The organism is Vibrio sp. 1167, assembly GCF_033340375.1.
GTDB lineage: Bacteria > Pseudomonadota > Gammaproteobacteria > Enterobacterales > Vibrionaceae > Vibrio > Vibrio alginolyticus.
Genome location: NZ_JAWOWK010000001.1, coordinates 62,514 through 77,972, shown reverse-complemented (window position 1 = coordinate 77,972; position 15,459 = coordinate 62,514). Strand labels below are relative to the sequence as shown.

Below are 15,459 nucleotides of genomic sequence, written 5' to 3'. Positions count from 1 at the left end.
ACATGGAAGCGCCTTATCAAAAGTCTTGGTTTAAGAAAGGACAAGCGAGTCAGAAACAAGAACGCTCGTCTCGCTTTTCTAAGCATGATCAAGCAAGCAAACTGAACCAACTTTTAGAAGACCATTCACTAGACCTGGACGCGAACCACAAAGGTTTTGTCTCGATTGTCGGAGCAGGGCCGCACGATCCTGAATTGTTAACGGTAAAGGCTGTGAAAGCGATTATGTCGGCAGAGGTTCTGCTGTACGACCGTTTGGTGAACAAAGATATTTTGGAGTTGGCTTCGCCACAAGCCGATTGGATTTACGTGGGCAAACGATGCGGACAACCTAGCATTGGTCAGGAAGAAATTTGTGATTTGATGGTATCGCTCGCTCAACAAGGAAAGCGAGTTGTGCGCTTAAAAGGGGGAGATCCATTCGTATTTGGCCGTGGAGGCGAAGAGGCGTTAGCACTCGTCAAACACTCAATCGCGTACGAAGTCATTCCCGGCATTACCGCTGCGATTGGATGTTCAGCAAACAGCTTGATTCCGCTGACTCATCGTGGCGTTGCTCGTAGCGTTACCTTTGTGACGGGGCAAGTGGTAACAGGCGCATTTGAAGCGTGGAGCCAACTGATGCAAAGCGGACAAACGTTAGTTTTCTATATGGGGTTAGAAAAGTCATCTCAAATACAAACGGGTTTAATCAACTCCGGTTTGAGAGCAGATTTCCCAGTCGCGATCATCACTCATGGTTGCAGCCCTCAACAACAAGTGCACGTTACACAACTCAATCAGCTCAATGATTTATCGATTACACTTAAAGGCGTGAGCCCAGCATTGATTGTGATGGGAGAAGTTGTCAAACTGCGCGAACAACTAATAGAAACCGTACAGTCAGTGACGGAATACGAGGGAATATGAGCAGCATTTTGGAATGTATTAGAACAGTCGGTCGTGGCGAACGTGGTAGAAAACCACTGAACTTTGACCAAGCGTTTCGAGTTATGGATGAATACCTAAACGGTGAGTGCGACGACGATCAGATGGCAATGTTATTGATGCTGATTCGTGTACAGAACGAGACTCAACAAGAAATCGCTGGCTTTGTGAAAGCATTCCAATCCCGCATGCCTGCTATTGGTGCAGACATCGACTGGCCATGTTATGCAGGCAAACGTGAAGCGGCAGGTCAACCTTGGCACCTGTTGGCAGCAAAGATCCTCGCCGATAATGGTCATAAAGTGTTGATGCACGGCTATCACGACCGCCAATCTGGTCGTTTACACGCTGAAGACTACCTCGACAAATTTGCTATTACGAAAGCGGAATCAGCAGAAGACGCAAAGCGTGTATTAGAAACACAAAACATTGTGTATCTGCCGCTGAGTGCGTTTGCTCCTCAAGCAGAAACCATGATCGGTTGGAAGAATCGTTATGGGCTTAGAACGCCGATTAATACCGTGGTTCGAGCATTGAATCCGGGGCAGGCGACGGTTGGTATTCGTGGTAGCTTCCATCCTGGGTTCCAACAACTTCATGCTGAAGTCGAATACGAGATTGGTCAAACCGCTCATGCCGTTGTGTCATTCAAAGGACAATCGGGTGAGTCAGAATACAACCCGAAAGTAAGCCAAACGGTATGGCTAAGCCAAACAAGCGGCGTGACATCGCATTACTGGACGGAACAAATGCTGTCTGAGGTACCAATGCCTGCGAACTGCCCGTTTGGGACGTCAGAAGATGACATGAACCAAATGGCGAATACGGTTCTCGCTACGATGACAGTGGTCTTGTTTGCACAAATGCACGACAGAGAAAAAGCATTCGAACGCGCCTTCTCTTACTGGCAGGCCTATTGCGGCCAGCAATAACGAACTATTGTCAATTAATGCAAAACCAACGACGCAAAGTTGTTGAATCTGAATCCATTATCTATTGTTTGAAGAAGGTAAAAGATCCTAGCTCGCCAATGATGTGTTTCACCACCTTGCTCCGTATCAGAGTGGTGAAACCGCAGTTTTAGCCTCAATCGCGTTCGTTTCTCGCTTCGCTTTTGAGAATGAGAAAATCCCATATGGTAAGACACAGAGGACATGGATAATGGTTCTAAAGCATACCACTCCTAGTGAAAAGGCTTCCCACCCGATCCCGCAAGAAGCTTTCGATTGGTACGACGAATACGCCCACGGAAAAATCTCGCGCCGTGAGTTTCTAAATAGGCTGGGTGGCCTTGCTGTGCTTGGCTTTAGCATGACAGCACTGGTCGATGCGCTAACCCCGAATTACGCACTCGCAGAACAAGTTTCATTTAACGATCCTGACATCAAAGCAACTTACGAAACCTTTCCATCTCCAAATGGGCATGGAGAAGGGCGTGGTTATTTGGTGATGCCACAGAAGAAGACCTTGAAATCGCCGACCGTGTTGGTGATTCATGAAAACCGAGGTCTGAACCCTTATATCAAAGATGTCGCAAGACGACTTGCAAAAGATGGCTTTATTGCTTTCGCTCCAGACGCGCTTTATCCACTCGGCGGCTATCCGGGGAACGACGATGAAGGTCGCGCGATGCAGAAAGAGATGGACAGAGCCAAGATCGAACAAGACTTTATTGCAGCCGCTAACTTCCTCAAACAATACGAGGGTGGCAACGGTAAATTGGGCGCGGTTGGATTTTGCTTCGGTGGATACATTGTCAATATGCTTGCAGCGGTAATGCCTGAAGAGCTCGATGCAGGTGTGCCTTTTTATGGAACACCAGCGGCACAAGAGATCCAAAAGCAAGTCAAAGGGCCGTTGATGATTCACTTCGCAGGGCTCGATAAGCGCGTCAACGACACATGGCCTGCCTATGAGCAGCAATTGATCGCGAACGATGCGCAATATCAGGCGTTAATGTATGAAAACGTCAACCATGGCTTCCATAACGACTCAACGGCTCGCTACGCACCAGAAGAAGCGGCGCTCGCGTGGGAACGCACACTAGGTTTCTTCAAAGAACATCTCGCCTCTAGTTAAAACGCTTCAACTTTAATTGGCACATTCCTTGTTATGTCTCTCTTAGTGAGTGAGATATAAACAAGGAATGTGCATGACTCAATCAACGTCAAAAACACCCATCATAGTATGCTGTGATAGCCTCCAAGAGCAGGCTCGATTGTCCGGCTTATTGAGCAAAGATTACGACAACATCATCGGCTGCCAATTGGCACAACTAGAAACGTTAATGCAACGAGAACCGTCGGCAAGCGTTGTGGTTGGATGGCAGCAACCAACCGCGGAACTGCGTTTGATCGTCGATTTCTGCCGCAGAAAATCGGCACCACTTCTTATCGTCTTAAAGCAGTTATCATCTAATGATATCAATCGGTTATCAGAAAAAATGGACTATGTACTTATGCCGCATGATAGTGAGTTTGCACTTCAACCTTGGATTGAACATGCGACATTAGTGAGAGCGAAATTCGAAAGTATGCAATCGGAAATTAAATTACTGACCAATAAGATTGAAGAGCGCAAGCTGGTGGAAAAAGCCAAAGGTCTGCTGATGAAGATGCACAGCGTTGATGAAGAACAGGCGTATAAAGCGCTAAGAAATTCAGCCATGCAATCGAGCCAAACGCTCGCACAAGTTGCCAAGAATTTGATAACTACTTTGGAAGTGTTGGATTAGTTGCTCTACCACTTTAGGGTTAGGGCGCATTTTCTAACGTGGTGCGTGTTGCACTATCAGCAAGCAATAACGGGGGATAACGAACTGCGGAATGTGCTAATTTATTGTATTTACTGTGAAAAATAAGTTGGCACAGTAATTGGATTAGTAGAATTGGGTTTATTGTTGAATCGCTTATCTCAATTATCAACGGCGGTAATTGTAGACTTAGCAACGGCGCTACTGCTCTTCGGAGTAGTGGCGCTTTTTTTATGGGAGCAAACCAATGAAATGGAGTTCGATGCTGAAAGTGTCAGCAATTTCGTTATCGGTATTCACCACGGTCAGCGTAAAGGCAGAGTTGGGTGAGCCAGAAATTGAAGACCTGAAGTTTGGTTTTATTAAGTTAACCGATATGGCACCGCTGGCGGTTGCTTATGAGAAAGGCTTTTTTGAAGACGAAGGCTTGTACGTCACTTTAGAAGCACAAGCAAACTGGAAGGTGCTATTAGACCGAGTCATCGACGGTGAGCTTGCTGGCGCGCACATGCTTGCTGGTCAGCCATTGGGCGCAACGATTGGTGTTGGCACAAAAGCAGAAGTGATTACTGCGTTCAGTATGGATTTGAACGGCAACGCAATCACGGTTTCCAATGATACTTGGGAGCAGATGAAGCAATACATTCCAAAACAACCAGATGGCAAACCTGTTCACCCAATCAAAGCGGATGCACTGAAGCCTGTGGTCGACAGCTATCTGGATAAAGGCAAACCGTTCAACATGGGGATGGTGTTCCCTGTATCGACGCACAACTATGAGTTGCGATACTGGTTAGCGGCAGGGGGGATTCATCCAGGCTTTTACGCACCAGACTCAGGCGATAACAGTGGCCAGCTGGATGCTGATGTTCTTTTGAGTGTTACACCGCCACCACAAATGCCAGCCACAATGGAAGCGGGCACGATCAAAGGGTACTGCGTAGGCGAACCATGGAACCAACAAGCTGTATTCAAAGGCATTGGTACGCCAGTCGTGACCGACTACGAGATCTGGAAGAACAACCCAGAGAAAGTATTTGGTGTTTCCAAAGCTTGGGCTGAGAAGTATCCAAACACGCACATTCGCGTAGTGAAAGCCTTGATTCGAGCTGCACATTGGTTGGATGAAAACGACAATGCCAACCGCCAAGAAGCAGTGAAGATGCTATCAAAAAGCGAATACGTCGGAGCCGATGCCGAAGTTATTGCCAACTCAATGACCGGCACATTTGAATACGAGAAAGGCGACAAACGAGACGTGCCAGACTTCAATGTGTTCTTCCGTCATAACGCCACTTATCCGTATTACAGCGATGCGATTTGGTATCTGACTCAAATGCGCCGTTGGGGACAAATCTCAAGCGAGAAATCCGATGATTGGTACATGGATGTGGCAAAAGAGGTTTACCGTCCAGATATCTACCAACAAGCGGCTCAAGCGCTGATTGAAGATGGTGTGTTGAGCAAAAAAGACTTCCCAGATTTTAGTGCTGAAGATGGTTTCCGTGCGCCACAAACACACTTTATCGACAACATCGTTTATGACGGTCGCGAGCCAAATAAATATTTAGAGAAGTTCTCTATCGGGCTTAAAGGAAAAGACAAGGTTTAACCATAACAGTATACCCAAGTAACCCCAAGAGGCGAGGTTCAGCGAGGATGTATTTGCTTGAAGACGAGGCAACGAGTTGAAAATCTAGTGGTTCTAAATTGAAAGTCGTTAACGAAGTATACAAGCAAAAACAACTCGCCCTGTGGGAGCGTGTCACTGACACAACTTCATCGTTAAACAATTTGGAAAGAAAAGGTTCTTCCACGGCATTGTTTGCCTTGAATTTGAATCAGTGACAACGCTCTGAATCCGCCCCTTTGAGGTCACTTGGGTATAGATGCCACAGGCGAGGGAATTCGCTTGTGGTAACAAGGATGTAAATTTCTTAGGAGTGAGTATGTCTAGTAATGTCATTTCCCTTTTTCCTGCTAAGCAGGTAGTGAACCGAAGTCGGTTGGTACTTTTGCCCGTCATTGGTTTGCTGATCTTTTTGGCAATGTGGCACTTAGCAGCGAGAGAAGTGCAAACCTCATTAGGTACGCTACCGGGGCCTGTGCAAACTTTTCAGCAGTTCAGCAACCTTGTCGATGACCATTGGCAAGAGCGAGAAAAGGAACAAGCGTTTATCGAGCGTCAGGAAAAGCGCAATGCTGCGAAGTTAGCCAAGAATCCGGACGCGGAAGTGAAGATTCGTCCCTACACAGGTAAACCGACGTTCTTCGATCAAATCATAACAAGCCTAGTGACTGTAACCGCGGGCTTTTTACTGGCGACGGTTATCGCAATTCCGCTTGGTATCGTGCTTGGTCTTAATCAAGGGCTGTATCAAGCGTTCAACCCAATCATTCAATTGCTCAAGCCTGTATCACCTTTGGCTTGGCTGCCTATCGTCACTATGGTTGTAAGTGCCACTTATGTGAGTGATGACCCGATGTTTGCTAAGTCGTTCATCAATTCACTGATCACCGTGGCGCTGTGTAGCTTATGGCCGACGCTGATTAATACCGCTGTGGGTGTAACGAGCGTTGATAAAGACTTAATCAACGTGAGTAAAGTGCTTCAACTTTCGTGGTGGCAGCACATCCGCACTATCGTTTTACCTTCTGCCATTCCAATGATCTTCACAGGTTTACGTCTCTCTTTAGGTATCGCTTGGATGGTGTTGATTGCGGCAGAAATGCTCGCTCAGAACCCAGGGTTAGGCAAGTTCGTTTGGGATGAATTCCAAAACGGCAGCTCGGCATCATTGGGTCGTATTATGGTCGCCGTCATCACCATCGGCTTTATTGGATTGATGCTCGATAGAGGCATGTTGCAACTTCAAAAGTGGCTGTCTTGGAATAAACAACAAGCGTTGAGATAAGGGAAAAGATCATGGAAAAAGCATTATTAGATCTAACGCGTTTAGGGATGCGATTCCCAACGCCAGATGGCGAGTTCATCGCGCTTAAGAACGTCGATTTACAAATCAATAAAGGCGAGTTTGTATCGCTGATTGGCCACTCTGGCTGCGGTAAATCAACGGTATTGAACTTAGTTGCAGGGCTACACATGCCAACAGACGGCGGCGTAATCGTCGATGGACGAGAAGTAGCTGGACCGGGACCTGACCGCGCAGTGGTGTTCCAAAACCATTCATTGTTGCCTTGGCTCACCGTATATCAAAACGTTGAGCTAGCTGTAAAACAAATTGCCGGCAAAAAGGGCAAAGCGTGGATTCAGGAGCAAGTGAATCACTATTTGGAGTTGATTCAAATGCAGCATGCCGCGCACAAAAAGCCGGATGAAATCTCGGGTGGTATGAAGCAGCGAGTCGGCATCGCCAGAGCACTGGCACTTCAACCAAAGGTTTTGCTGATGGATGAACCATTTGGTGCGTTGGATGCGTTAACTCGTGCGCATTTGCAGGATGCACTGATGAAGATTCAAGCCGAGCTAAACAACACCGTCATCATGATTACCCACGATGTGGATGAGGCGGTGTTGCTATCCGACAAAATCGTGATGATGACTAACGGACCGGCGGCAACCATTGGTGAAGTGTTAGAAGTGAATTTACCGCGTCCCCGTGAGCGTGTCGCACTGGCGGATGATGCGCAGTATCAGAAGTGTCGCCAAGCCGTGTTGAAGTTCCTTTACGAGAAGCAATCCAAAGTCGAGATTCCTGCTTCGAAAGAAGACAAACCCAAAACCGCAGCGCAAACGGCATAAGGAGACAGCGATGAACAGTCCTTTAACGATTCCAGTAAAGAACGCATTGAGCCACATCGTTGTGGTAGGCAACGGTATGGTCGGGCAACACCTCGTCGAGCAATTAGTGCAGAAAAACGCGCATTTGGAGCACCGAATTACCGTGATTGGTGCAGAGCGCTTTATCGCGTATGACCGTGTACAGTTGTCCTCTTTGTTTGCGGGTAAGTCTCATGATGATTTGATGCTGAGTAACCAAGAATGGTACGACATGCATGGCATCCAACTCGTACTTGGCAGCCAAGTAACAGGCATCGACAGAGAGCAAAAGCGTATTCTGCTTGATGGTGAAGATGTGCTGGGTTACGACCAACTCGTGCTCGCGACCGGTTCTTACCCGTTTGTGCCTCCAATTGAAGGTAAAGACCGAGACAACGTGTTTGTCTACCGCACGCTTGATGACCTTTCACAAATCAAAAAGGCATGTGAAGGCGCAAGAACAGGCGCAGTGATTGGCGGCGGCTTGTTGGGTTTAGAAGCGGCAAACGCACTCAAACTATTGGGGTTAGAAACTCACGTCATTGAGTTTGCGCCTCGCCTGATGCCCGTGCAATTAGATGATGGTGCAGGCTTGGTGCTAAAAGAGAAGATTGAAGCGCTAGGGCTAACCGTTCACACCTCAACGGGTACGGAGCGAATCTGCGATGGTGAAACGGCTAAGCATCGTATGGTGTTTAAAGACAAAGATCCTCTCGAAGTGGATGTGATTGTCTTTTCCGCAGGCATTCGCCCTCAAGATGAGTTGGCAAGATTGGCCGAGCTAGAGGTCGGTGAGCGAGGCGGCATTGTGATAAATAACCAATGCCAAACCAGCGATGAGAACATATACGCGATTGGCGAATGTGCCCTTTGGGAGCAGAAGATCTTTGGTTTGGTCGCTCCCGGTTACACCATGGCGAGAACCACTGCCGATGTTTTGACTGGTATGCCGAGCGAAGGTTTTAAAGGTGCAGACATGAGCACCAAACTCAAGCTGCTTGGGGTGGATGTGGCGTCTATCGGCGATGCACAAATGCAAACCGAAGGCGCTCAAGAAATGGTATTGCAAGATGCGGTTGCAGGCATCTACAAAAAGCTGGTGGTTGATGCGAGCGGCACCCAATTACTTGGTGCGATTCTCGTTGGTGACAACAGTGACTACGATGCGCTCTTACAGTGTTATTTGAACAAAACTGTCTTGCCAGACCATGCAGCGAACCTGCTGTTTGATACCGGAATGCTGGACGGAGAAAGGCCAGACAGCGCCATCATCTGTTCTTGTCACAACGTCACAAAAGGCGACTTAGTTGCCGAGATTCAAGCTGGTACTACCAACCTGACGGACCTTAAAGCCAACACCAAAGCCGGTACTGGCTGTGGTGGCTGTAGCAATATGGTCAAGTCGGTATTGGATACTCAATTGGCAGCCATGGGGGTAGAGGTTAACAACCACCTTTGTGAGCACTTTGAGCTCAGTCGCCAAGAGATGTTCCATATTTGCCAAGTGGAACAAATCAAAGACTTCGACACCTTAATTGCACTGCATGGCAAAGGGCATGGGTGTGATATTTGTAAGCCTACAGCGGCATCTGTGTTTGCTTCTTTGTGGAATGAACACATCATGGAGCCGCAGCATCAATCTCTGCAAGATTCTAATGATGCCTTTATGGCTAACCTGCAAAAAGATGGCTCTTACTCGATAGTGCCTCGTGTTCCGGGCGGTGAAATCACACCAGACAAACTTATCGTGCTAGGCGAAGTTGCTCAGCAATACGATCTGTACACCAAGATCACTGGCGGTCAGCGCGTGGATTTATTTGGTGCGCAATTAGAACAGCTTCCTGAAATCTGGCAAACCTTAATTGATGCTGGTTTTGAAACAGGGCATGCCTACGGTAAATCGGTGCGCACCGTGAAATCTTGCGTCGGCTCTACTTGGTGTCGCTATGGTGTTGATGACTCGGTCGGATTAGCTATTGAGTTAGAGAACCGCTACAAAGGATTGCGAGCGCCCCATAAGCTTAAGTTTGCCGTATCGGGCTGTACTCGCGAGTGTGCAGAAGCGCAAAGTAAAGACATTGGGGTGATCGCCACCGAAAACGGCTGGAATCTATACGTTTGCGGGAATGGCGGCATGAGACCAAGACACGCTGATTTGTTTGCATCTGACTTATCCAAATCAGAGTTGATCACCATGATTGACCGAGTATTGATGTTCTACGTCAGCACCGCTGATCGCTTGCAGCGTACGTCGGTGTGGATGGAGAACATGGAAGGGGGCCTAGATTACCTTAAACAAGTGATTTTGGATGACTCTCTCAACCTATGTGATTCATTGGATGAGCAAATGGCGCGAGTCATAGATACCTATCAATGTGAGTGGAAGAGTACGCTGGATAATCCTCAGAAATTGCAACGCTTCCGTCCTTTCTTGAACAGCACGTCGGGCAGCAAAGTCTTGCCGTACCAACGTGTGCGCGGTCAGCGTATTCCGGTGAAACAGGAGGTGTAAATGGCAGCTTTAACCAAAGTGAAATTGTGTCAGCTTGATGACTTAATGCCGTTTATCGGTGCCACTGTATTGATTGAAGGTGAGCATGTCGCGTTATTCTACATTCCTGATAGTGGTGTTTATGCCGTTCAAGATTGGGACCCAATTGGTAAGGCTTATGTGATGAGTCGAGGGATTGTCGGTGATATCGATGGTGAGATGTGTGTTGCATCACCACTGTACAAACAGCATTTCAGTTTAAAGAGTGGGCAGTGTTTGGAAGATGAAGCGTACTGTCTAAAAACTTGGCAAGTAACGGTCGACGATAATCAGGTTTGTTATTTAGTCGAAGAATGATCCTAGAAATTTGCCTGCTCGATATGAGTAAATTCTTAGCGTAAGAGATAAGCGGATAAAGCTCCAGAGACCACACGGTAAGGCTCTGGAGCTTTTAATTATTCGCAAGGATTCACTTGTAGTTCGGTATAGCCAGTCGAGTCGTCCATCGCTCTAGTGAACTCAAGTTCTGAGTAAGAATGGATGATCAATTCTGCGGTAGTATCAATCACTGTGCCTTCCAACAAATGCCCACCCCAAACTCGTCCTTCACGATCAGACACCGAGATATGAACGTGTTGATGTTCAGCCGTTAGGGTTCCCATCACAGAGACAATTTCAAATGGCTCTTGTTTGGTTAACGTACTCTCTGCACCTGCCAAACGAAGGTTGAGGTAAGAGGTACAGCCAACGCATGAGGCAATCGAGCCTGCTTTGATACCATGCTGCTCGACCAATTTCGCTAGGCTCAGCTTTAAGTCCATGCCTTTGGTAAGACGTACTGCTATCACTTCAATCGACATGTCACTTCCTAATCAAAACCAGCAAGCAGGAAAGCGCCGTATCCAAATCGGCATAACGTTTGGCTTTGCCAAGTACGCGCATGCCTTGCATGTTGTTGAGAACAAAACGAGCGAGCTCTTCTGGTTTCAGCGTTTTCGGCACTAAGGTTTCTTTTTGCGCATTGGTCAGCGCATCCGCAATGATGTCGATAAGATGGTCAAACAAAAAATGCCCTTTACGCAGTACATCATCGTCTTCGCCAGCGTGCTCAATCAACGCATTTTGAATAAAGCACCCACAGTTCCGTTTGCGCTGCAGCTCAGCAAAAGATTTAAGGAACGATTCTAACTCAGGTAAAGACGCATCGTCTTTTTCCAAATCATTGAGTGACGGTAGCGAGACCTTTTTTAAGTAAGTATCGAGCGCTTCGTAGTAGAGCTGTTGCTTGTCACCATAGGTGTTGTAAAGACTGAAGCGGTTGATGTTCAACTCGTCGGTGAGATCCGAGATAGACGTGTTCGCAAAGCCCTTGCGCCAAAACACATCCATAGCCACGAGAAGCTTTTCATCTCGGTCGAAGTTGGCTTTTCTTGCCATAAATTACCTGCCTGGGTCTGCTTATCGGGTAATTAAATTGCTTTGGAGGGATGGTACAGAGAACCTCTAGCGTTCGAACTGAACCAATATGATGAATACCCATCTATGCTTGGGTATCAGCCTCCAAATTCATGTGAACTCACAAACGGCATCAAAAATCTCGCTCAGCAAACAGACCCACAACTGTTTGAAAATTTTTGATAGTGAAGTTCTTGACTGATCGTTTATAAACTGACTACAGTATATCCTAACCAATCGGTTAGAAAAAGATAAAAGGATGTGAAATGAAGCTCTATGAAACCGCAATGACTCCAAGTTGTAAGCGAGTTAGCATTTTTCTGAAGGAAATCGGTGGCGAGGTTGAGCGAATTGCGCTGAACGTTCGTGAGGGCGATAACCTATCTGAACCGTTTAAATCGAAAAGCGTGAATGGCAAAGTGCCTCTGCTGGAACTGGATGATGGTACGACGATCTGTGAAAGCGTGGCGATTTGTCGCTACCTAGATGAAGCGTTTGAAAATGATCTGGCGCTGTTTGGTGCTAACCAGCTCGAACGTGCTCAGGTGGAAATGTGGCATCGTGTGGTGGAGTTCCAAGGACTAAATGCGGCATTTCAGGCGTTTCGAAACATGACCGGAGTTTATCGAGACAGAGAACGTTGCGTTGAAGCATGGGGCGAAGAATCAAAACAACGCGTCTACGAATTTCTGCCTGTCTTAGACAAGCGCCTTGAACATAATGATTTTATCGCCGTAGACCATTTTACTATCGTCGATATAACAGGCTTTATTTTGATCAGTTTCGCAATTAAAGGCCTAGAAATTGATGTGCTATCGACGTCGCCAAACATTGCTCGATGGTATAACCAAATTTTAGCTAGACCTGCATTTCAGAGTTAATGTATTGCAGCGAGTGGATGATAGCTCGCTGCTACCACCTTACCGATTCTTAACTCAGCAGGATATTCAAATTTTTTCAGATTTTTCTTATTTTTTCTCCTATCGCCTATAATTGGAAAAACAACCTCAATTTGCTTCGTTGCGTTTTAGAGCCTTGGGCTCTTGGTCCGTAGACGCTCTCTTTCATCATGGAAAGTCTAATAATAGACAAGGAGAGGTCATGAGTATTCAAGTGAAAACTATCAATAATATTCTAATCGCCCTGTTAATGGTTTCGGTTTTTGGTCTATTCGCACTGTACCTCAATTACACACAGCAGAATGAACAGATTGAAAGGCTGCAAAGTCAGTTAATCGAAAAAGAGCATCAGATACTAATTTCTAATGAAGCGTTGTCTTACACTCGATATCAACACCAATTATTAGCCGAAGACTACAGCCGTTTTAGAAATGAGCAGTCAGTGACTAGTGTTTTGCGTTAGCCAGTAAAGCAACCGTATTAAGGAGGAAGATGAAACCCATTCTTTTGGTCGATGATAGTAAAACAGTACTGCTTTACATCAGCAGTGCATTGGAAAAGCAGGGCTATGAAGTGGTTGCAGTTGAAGACGGAAGAGCGGCGCTTGAGGTGCTAACCCTCCGCCCTGATATTCAGTTTGTGCTGAGTGATTTAATGATGCCTGGAATTAATGGTATTGAATTGTGTCGCCAATTAAAATCTAAAGTTAGCGAACGTTACATTTTCTTTGTTCTACTGTCTTCTAGAAATGACCAAAGTTCGATCGTGAAAGGCATTGATGCTGGCGCAGATGATTTCGTAGATAAGAAGACGTCTGTAGAGGAACTTCAGGCCAGAATCCGTGCGGGGTTTCGTACTTTAGAACTGCACAACAAACTCGTTGAGAGAAATAAAGAGCTAGATGCGGCCTATCAAACAATTCACCAAGACCTACAGTCTGCTAGTCATCTGATGGAGCAACTACTCCCTGCTGAATCAACTATTCAGAATGTAAATTTTAGCTATGTCTACAAACCATGCTCCCAGATTGGTGGTGATATGTTGGGGTATTTGGAGCTCGATGAACGACATGTTGCGTTTTATGTATTTGATGTTTCTGGTCATGGTATTTCTTCAGCTTTGATGGCTTTTTCTATTCAACAGACGCTATCTCAAAGTCAGGGGCCTGATTCGATCACGATGGAGTTGAGAGATGACGGCTATTGCGTAAGTGAGCCTGCATCTGTGATTGAACGGCTAAATCGGCGTTATCAGCAAACTAGAAACAGTCAACTTTACTTTACTATGGCTTACGCCATTCTTAACACAAAATCAGGGCAACTTAGCTATTGCACGGCTGGCCACCCCAGGATCTTAGTTTGGCGAACGAGTACGAAAACGATGGAACAGATAGGTGACGATAACTTTATCGTTGGTGCAATGCAGCCGATGGAATATATCGGTAACCAAATTAGTCTGGATGAGGGCGATGCATTGTGGCTTTATTCGGATGGTTTGATTGAAGCGAGGCAGGGTGAGGAGATGTTTTCACTACAACGATTGGCATCGAGTATAAAAGTTGTTTGCACGCTGACAGTTGAAGACCAAGTGGGAGACGTCTTTAAAAAAGTACAATCTTGGCATAACGAAGATGAGTTTGATGATGATGCCAGCCTTTTACAGGTAAAATGGCATGGTGAGAGGCTCGATTTTAAGGAAAAGAATGTCAAAGAGCGAATTTAAACGAACTTACGGGAGCTCCTTTACTCACTCACGAAGTGCGAGCAAAGACGTTGTTCGGTTTTTGATGGGTCATCAAATCCCCTTAAATGCAATTCAATCATTGGAGCTTTGTGTCGTTGAACTCATGAATAACGCTTATATTCATTCTTACAGTGAAATAGAAGGCCTACCAATTGAAGTGGAGTGTAGGGTTGGGGATGACCAAGTGTCCGGTTTCGTGGAACTGAGAGTCTCTGATTGCGGAGCGCCGATCAATGAAAAGACGTTCATCCAACATAAAAATAAACAGATTGAGGCACCTAACTTAATGGATGACGATAGTTGGTCCTCCTCAGGTCGCGGACTGATGTTAGTCGCTCAATTATCTGACCTGTTTACATTGGAAAAAGGTTTCGAAAACAATACGTTTGTTGTAGTGAAAAGGAATAGGGAGAGAAACTAACAACCAAGCAAAGTCGATTTGCTTCACTTGGTCCCTAGCGTTAATCTGACGGTTGCGTTGTATATCATTGTTATTTTGTATTCGTTGTTGGTGCCGGTGATAGTAACGCCTCCAACTCTTCTGGTGTTAGAATATCACTGATGTTTAACATATTACTTTCATCATCTAGCGCCATCTTTGTACGGCTAAGTAAGTACCTTTTTTGAGTTGGTGTTAAGTCTTTGAGAGACTCAATCAACTCCCTGAAATTGCTATTATTCATTGCCATATTTCCCCCAGTTAAGCCTTGAATTTCTTTATTGCATATTCTTCAAGTAAGTGAAGATTTGTTGATTAATTGCAGCTAGCTCTTTAGTAACTATAGCTATATCTGAGCTATCTGGCGCTGTATCGTTTCTGGTTTTTTCTTCTATTCTTTGAAACGCAATGACCGCGGTGTCTTCTCCGAAACTCTCTAAAATGCCCTTTAAACTATGAGCTAATAGATAGAGTTCTGACCAACATTTGCTTGCATATAGCTCATCTATACGCTCTATATCATTCGTGTGATCTTCAAGGTATGTAGAAAAAACAGTGACGATCAGATCTACGTCGTTATCCATGTATGTATTGAGAACATCAAAATTAATCATGTATACCCCTATTAAACGTTGAGGTAGAAGAATGTTTCGGATAATGAAGGCTTAGCCGAAGGTATGAATGGCATAACCAGTATTTGAGCAGAAATAGTTTGCTTGTCGCTTGAGATAAACTTACAAAAAGAAAGTCATTGTTAAAGATATTTTGACTTATATCCAAACGGCAATGGTCGAAATGTAGGGATGAAAAAACTTCAACTCGCGTGTTTTTAACACAAGTAGCAAAGGGGATGTTTCCAAGTAAAACGCCGAGTCGGTAAGTGTCTTGCAGTCCTAGTTTAAGGCTATCGTTACATACGGACGCCAGACGTTCGCCAACTTTGACTATTCCTTCAGTCAAGGCTAACTCTCCT

At 45.8% G+C, this 15,459-nt stretch carries 17 protein-coding genes; 13 read left to right on the top strand and 4 right to left on the bottom strand.

Annotated features, from left to right (window positions below):
- Positions 1 to 2: 2 nt before the first annotated feature.
- The 9 genes from cobA (at position 3) to nirD (ending at position 10,307) form a co-directional block, all read left to right on the top strand.
- A complete protein-coding gene (cobA, locus tag R7Z78_RS00355) occupies positions 3 to 908 on the top strand; it encodes a uroporphyrinogen-III C-methyltransferase (RefSeq protein ID WP_104976578.1) in 906 nt (301 codons plus the stop codon).
- On the top strand, positions 905 to 1,858 hold the full coding sequence (locus R7Z78_RS00350) for a glycosyl transferase family protein (protein WP_104976579.1): 954 nt from the start codon (positions 905 to 907) through the stop codon (positions 1,856 to 1,858). Before cobA ends, R7Z78_RS00350 begins: the two co-directional genes overlap by 4 nt.
- A 229-nt stretch (positions 1,859 to 2,087) precedes the next feature.
- A complete protein-coding gene (locus R7Z78_RS00345; protein ID WP_104976580.1) occupies positions 2,088 to 3,005 on the top strand; it encodes a dienelactone hydrolase family protein in 918 nt (305 codons plus the stop codon).
- 73 nt (positions 3,006 to 3,078) lie between these two features.
- The gene (locus tag R7Z78_RS00340; RefSeq protein WP_169644553.1) at positions 3,079 to 3,660 is read left to right on the top strand and encodes an ANTAR domain-containing response regulator; all 582 of its coding nucleotides are present in this window, start codon (positions 3,079 to 3,081) and stop codon (positions 3,658 to 3,660) included.
- 265 nt (positions 3,661 to 3,925) lie between these two features.
- Positions 3,926 to 5,290: a CmpA/NrtA family ABC transporter substrate-binding protein gene (locus tag R7Z78_RS00335; protein WP_005375887.1), complete on the top strand. Its 1,365-nt coding sequence runs from the start codon at positions 3,926 to 3,928 to the stop codon at positions 5,288 to 5,290.
- 337 nt (positions 5,291 to 5,627) lie between these two features.
- Entirely contained in the window at positions 5,628 to 6,593 is a 966-nt protein-coding gene (locus tag R7Z78_RS00330) for an ABC transporter permease (RefSeq protein WP_005375889.1), read from the top strand.
- Between the two features lie 11 nt (positions 6,594 to 6,604).
- The gene (locus R7Z78_RS00325) at positions 6,605 to 7,441 is read left to right on the top strand and encodes an ABC transporter ATP-binding protein (protein WP_005450080.1); all 837 of its coding nucleotides are present in this window, start codon (positions 6,605 to 6,607) and stop codon (positions 7,439 to 7,441) included.
- 10 nt (positions 7,442 to 7,451) lie between these two features.
- Positions 7,452 to 9,971: a nitrite reductase large subunit NirB gene (nirB, locus tag R7Z78_RS00320; protein ID WP_104976583.1), complete on the top strand. Its 2,520-nt coding sequence runs from the start codon at positions 7,452 to 7,454 to the stop codon at positions 9,969 to 9,971.
- Positions 9,972 to 10,307 carry a nitrite reductase small subunit NirD gene (gene nirD / locus R7Z78_RS00315; RefSeq protein WP_005375895.1) on the top strand — a complete coding sequence of 112 codons (336 nt, stop codon included), beginning with the start codon at positions 9,972 to 9,974 and terminating at the stop codon, positions 10,305 to 10,307.
- 98 nt (positions 10,308 to 10,405) lie between these two features.
- Here the strand turns inward: nirD and R7Z78_RS00310 are convergent, their stop codons facing one another.
- Positions 10,406 to 10,810, bottom strand: a complete 405-nt coding sequence (locus R7Z78_RS00310) for a PPC domain-containing DNA-binding protein (protein WP_005375901.1) — start codon at positions 10,808 to 10,810, stop codon at positions 10,406 to 10,408.
- 1 nt (position 10,811) lies between these two features.
- Entirely contained in the window at positions 10,812 to 11,387 is a 576-nt protein-coding gene (locus tag R7Z78_RS00305) for a TetR/AcrR family transcriptional regulator (protein WP_005375904.1), read from the bottom strand.
- Positions 11,388 to 11,671: 284 nt separating this feature from the next.
- Between R7Z78_RS00305 and R7Z78_RS00300 the strand changes: the two genes are divergently transcribed.
- The 4 genes from R7Z78_RS00300 to R7Z78_RS00285 all read left to right on the top strand — a co-directional run bounded on the left by R7Z78_RS00300 (position 11,672) and on the right by R7Z78_RS00285 (position 14,468).
- Positions 11,672 to 12,286 carry a glutathione S-transferase family protein gene (locus R7Z78_RS00300; RefSeq protein WP_104976584.1) on the top strand — a complete coding sequence of 205 codons (615 nt, stop codon included), beginning with the start codon at positions 11,672 to 11,674 and terminating at the stop codon, positions 12,284 to 12,286.
- A 220-nt stretch (positions 12,287 to 12,506) separates the two neighbouring features.
- A complete protein-coding gene (locus tag R7Z78_RS00295) occupies positions 12,507 to 12,767 on the top strand; it encodes a hypothetical protein (protein WP_017820228.1) in 261 nt (86 codons plus the stop codon).
- A gap of 29 nt (positions 12,768 to 12,796) precedes the next feature.
- Positions 12,797 to 14,026 carry a PP2C family protein-serine/threonine phosphatase gene (locus R7Z78_RS00290; protein WP_104976585.1) on the top strand — a complete coding sequence of 410 codons (1,230 nt, stop codon included), beginning with the start codon at positions 12,797 to 12,799 and terminating at the stop codon, positions 14,024 to 14,026.
- A complete protein-coding gene (locus tag R7Z78_RS00285) occupies positions 14,007 to 14,468 on the top strand; it encodes an ATP-binding protein (RefSeq protein WP_104976586.1) in 462 nt (153 codons plus the stop codon). Before R7Z78_RS00290 ends, R7Z78_RS00285 begins: the two co-directional genes overlap by 20 nt.
- Before the next feature lie 70 nt (positions 14,469 to 14,538).
- Here the strand turns inward: R7Z78_RS00285 and R7Z78_RS00280 are convergent, their stop codons facing one another.
- Positions 14,539 to 14,730, bottom strand: a complete 192-nt coding sequence (locus R7Z78_RS00280) for a hypothetical protein (RefSeq protein ID WP_025767706.1) — start codon at positions 14,728 to 14,730, stop codon at positions 14,539 to 14,541.
- Positions 14,731 to 14,764: 34 nt separating this feature from the next.
- A complete protein-coding gene (locus R7Z78_RS00275) occupies positions 14,765 to 15,100 on the bottom strand; it encodes an Hpt domain-containing protein (RefSeq protein WP_031781126.1) in 336 nt (111 codons plus the stop codon).
- Positions 15,101 to 15,459: the final 359 nt, after the last annotated feature.

What these genes read in the sequence shown, in the direction of transcription:
- cobA (WP_104976578.1), top strand. Translation starts at nt 3, where the DNA reads ATGGAAGCGCCTTATCAAAAGTCTTGGTTTAAGAAAGGACAAGCGAGT.
- R7Z78_RS00350 (WP_104976579.1), top strand. Translation starts at nt 905, where the DNA reads ATGAGCAGCATTTTGGAATGTATTAGAACAGTCGGTCGTGGCGAACGT.
- R7Z78_RS00345 (WP_104976580.1), top strand. Translation starts at nt 2,088, where the DNA reads ATGGTTCTAAAGCATACCACTCCTAGTGAAAAGGCTTCCCACCCGATC.
- R7Z78_RS00340 (WP_169644553.1), top strand. Translation starts at nt 3,079, where the DNA reads ATGACTCAATCAACGTCAAAAACACCCATCATAGTATGCTGTGATAGC.
- R7Z78_RS00335 (WP_005375887.1), top strand. Translation starts at nt 3,926, where the DNA reads ATGAAATGGAGTTCGATGCTGAAAGTGTCAGCAATTTCGTTATCGGTA.
- R7Z78_RS00330 (WP_005375889.1), top strand. Translation starts at nt 5,628, where the DNA reads ATGTCTAGTAATGTCATTTCCCTTTTTCCTGCTAAGCAGGTAGTGAAC.
- R7Z78_RS00325 (WP_005450080.1), top strand. Translation starts at nt 6,605, where the DNA reads ATGGAAAAAGCATTATTAGATCTAACGCGTTTAGGGATGCGATTCCCA.
- nirB (WP_104976583.1), top strand. Translation starts at nt 7,452, where the DNA reads ATGAACAGTCCTTTAACGATTCCAGTAAAGAACGCATTGAGCCACATC.
- nirD (WP_005375895.1), top strand. Translation starts at nt 9,972, where the DNA reads ATGGCAGCTTTAACCAAAGTGAAATTGTGTCAGCTTGATGACTTAATG.
- R7Z78_RS00310 (WP_005375901.1), bottom strand. Translation starts at nt 10,810, where the DNA reads ATGTCGATTGAAGTGATAGCAGTACGTCTTACCAAAGGCATGGACTTA.
- R7Z78_RS00305 (WP_005375904.1), bottom strand. Translation starts at nt 11,387, where the DNA reads ATGGCAAGAAAAGCCAACTTCGACCGAGATGAAAAGCTTCTCGTGGCT.
- R7Z78_RS00300 (WP_104976584.1), top strand. Translation starts at nt 11,672, where the DNA reads ATGAAGCTCTATGAAACCGCAATGACTCCAAGTTGTAAGCGAGTTAGC.
- R7Z78_RS00295 (WP_017820228.1), top strand. Translation starts at nt 12,507, where the DNA reads ATGAGTATTCAAGTGAAAACTATCAATAATATTCTAATCGCCCTGTTA.
- R7Z78_RS00290 (WP_104976585.1), top strand. Translation starts at nt 12,797, where the DNA reads ATGAAACCCATTCTTTTGGTCGATGATAGTAAAACAGTACTGCTTTAC.
- R7Z78_RS00285 (WP_104976586.1), top strand. Translation starts at nt 14,007, where the DNA reads ATGTCAAAGAGCGAATTTAAACGAACTTACGGGAGCTCCTTTACTCAC.
- R7Z78_RS00280 (WP_025767706.1), bottom strand. Translation starts at nt 14,730, where the DNA reads ATGAATAATAGCAATTTCAGGGAGTTGATTGAGTCTCTCAAAGACTTA.
- R7Z78_RS00275 (WP_031781126.1), bottom strand. Translation starts at nt 15,100, where the DNA reads ATGATTAATTTTGATGTTCTCAATACATACATGGATAACGACGTAGAT.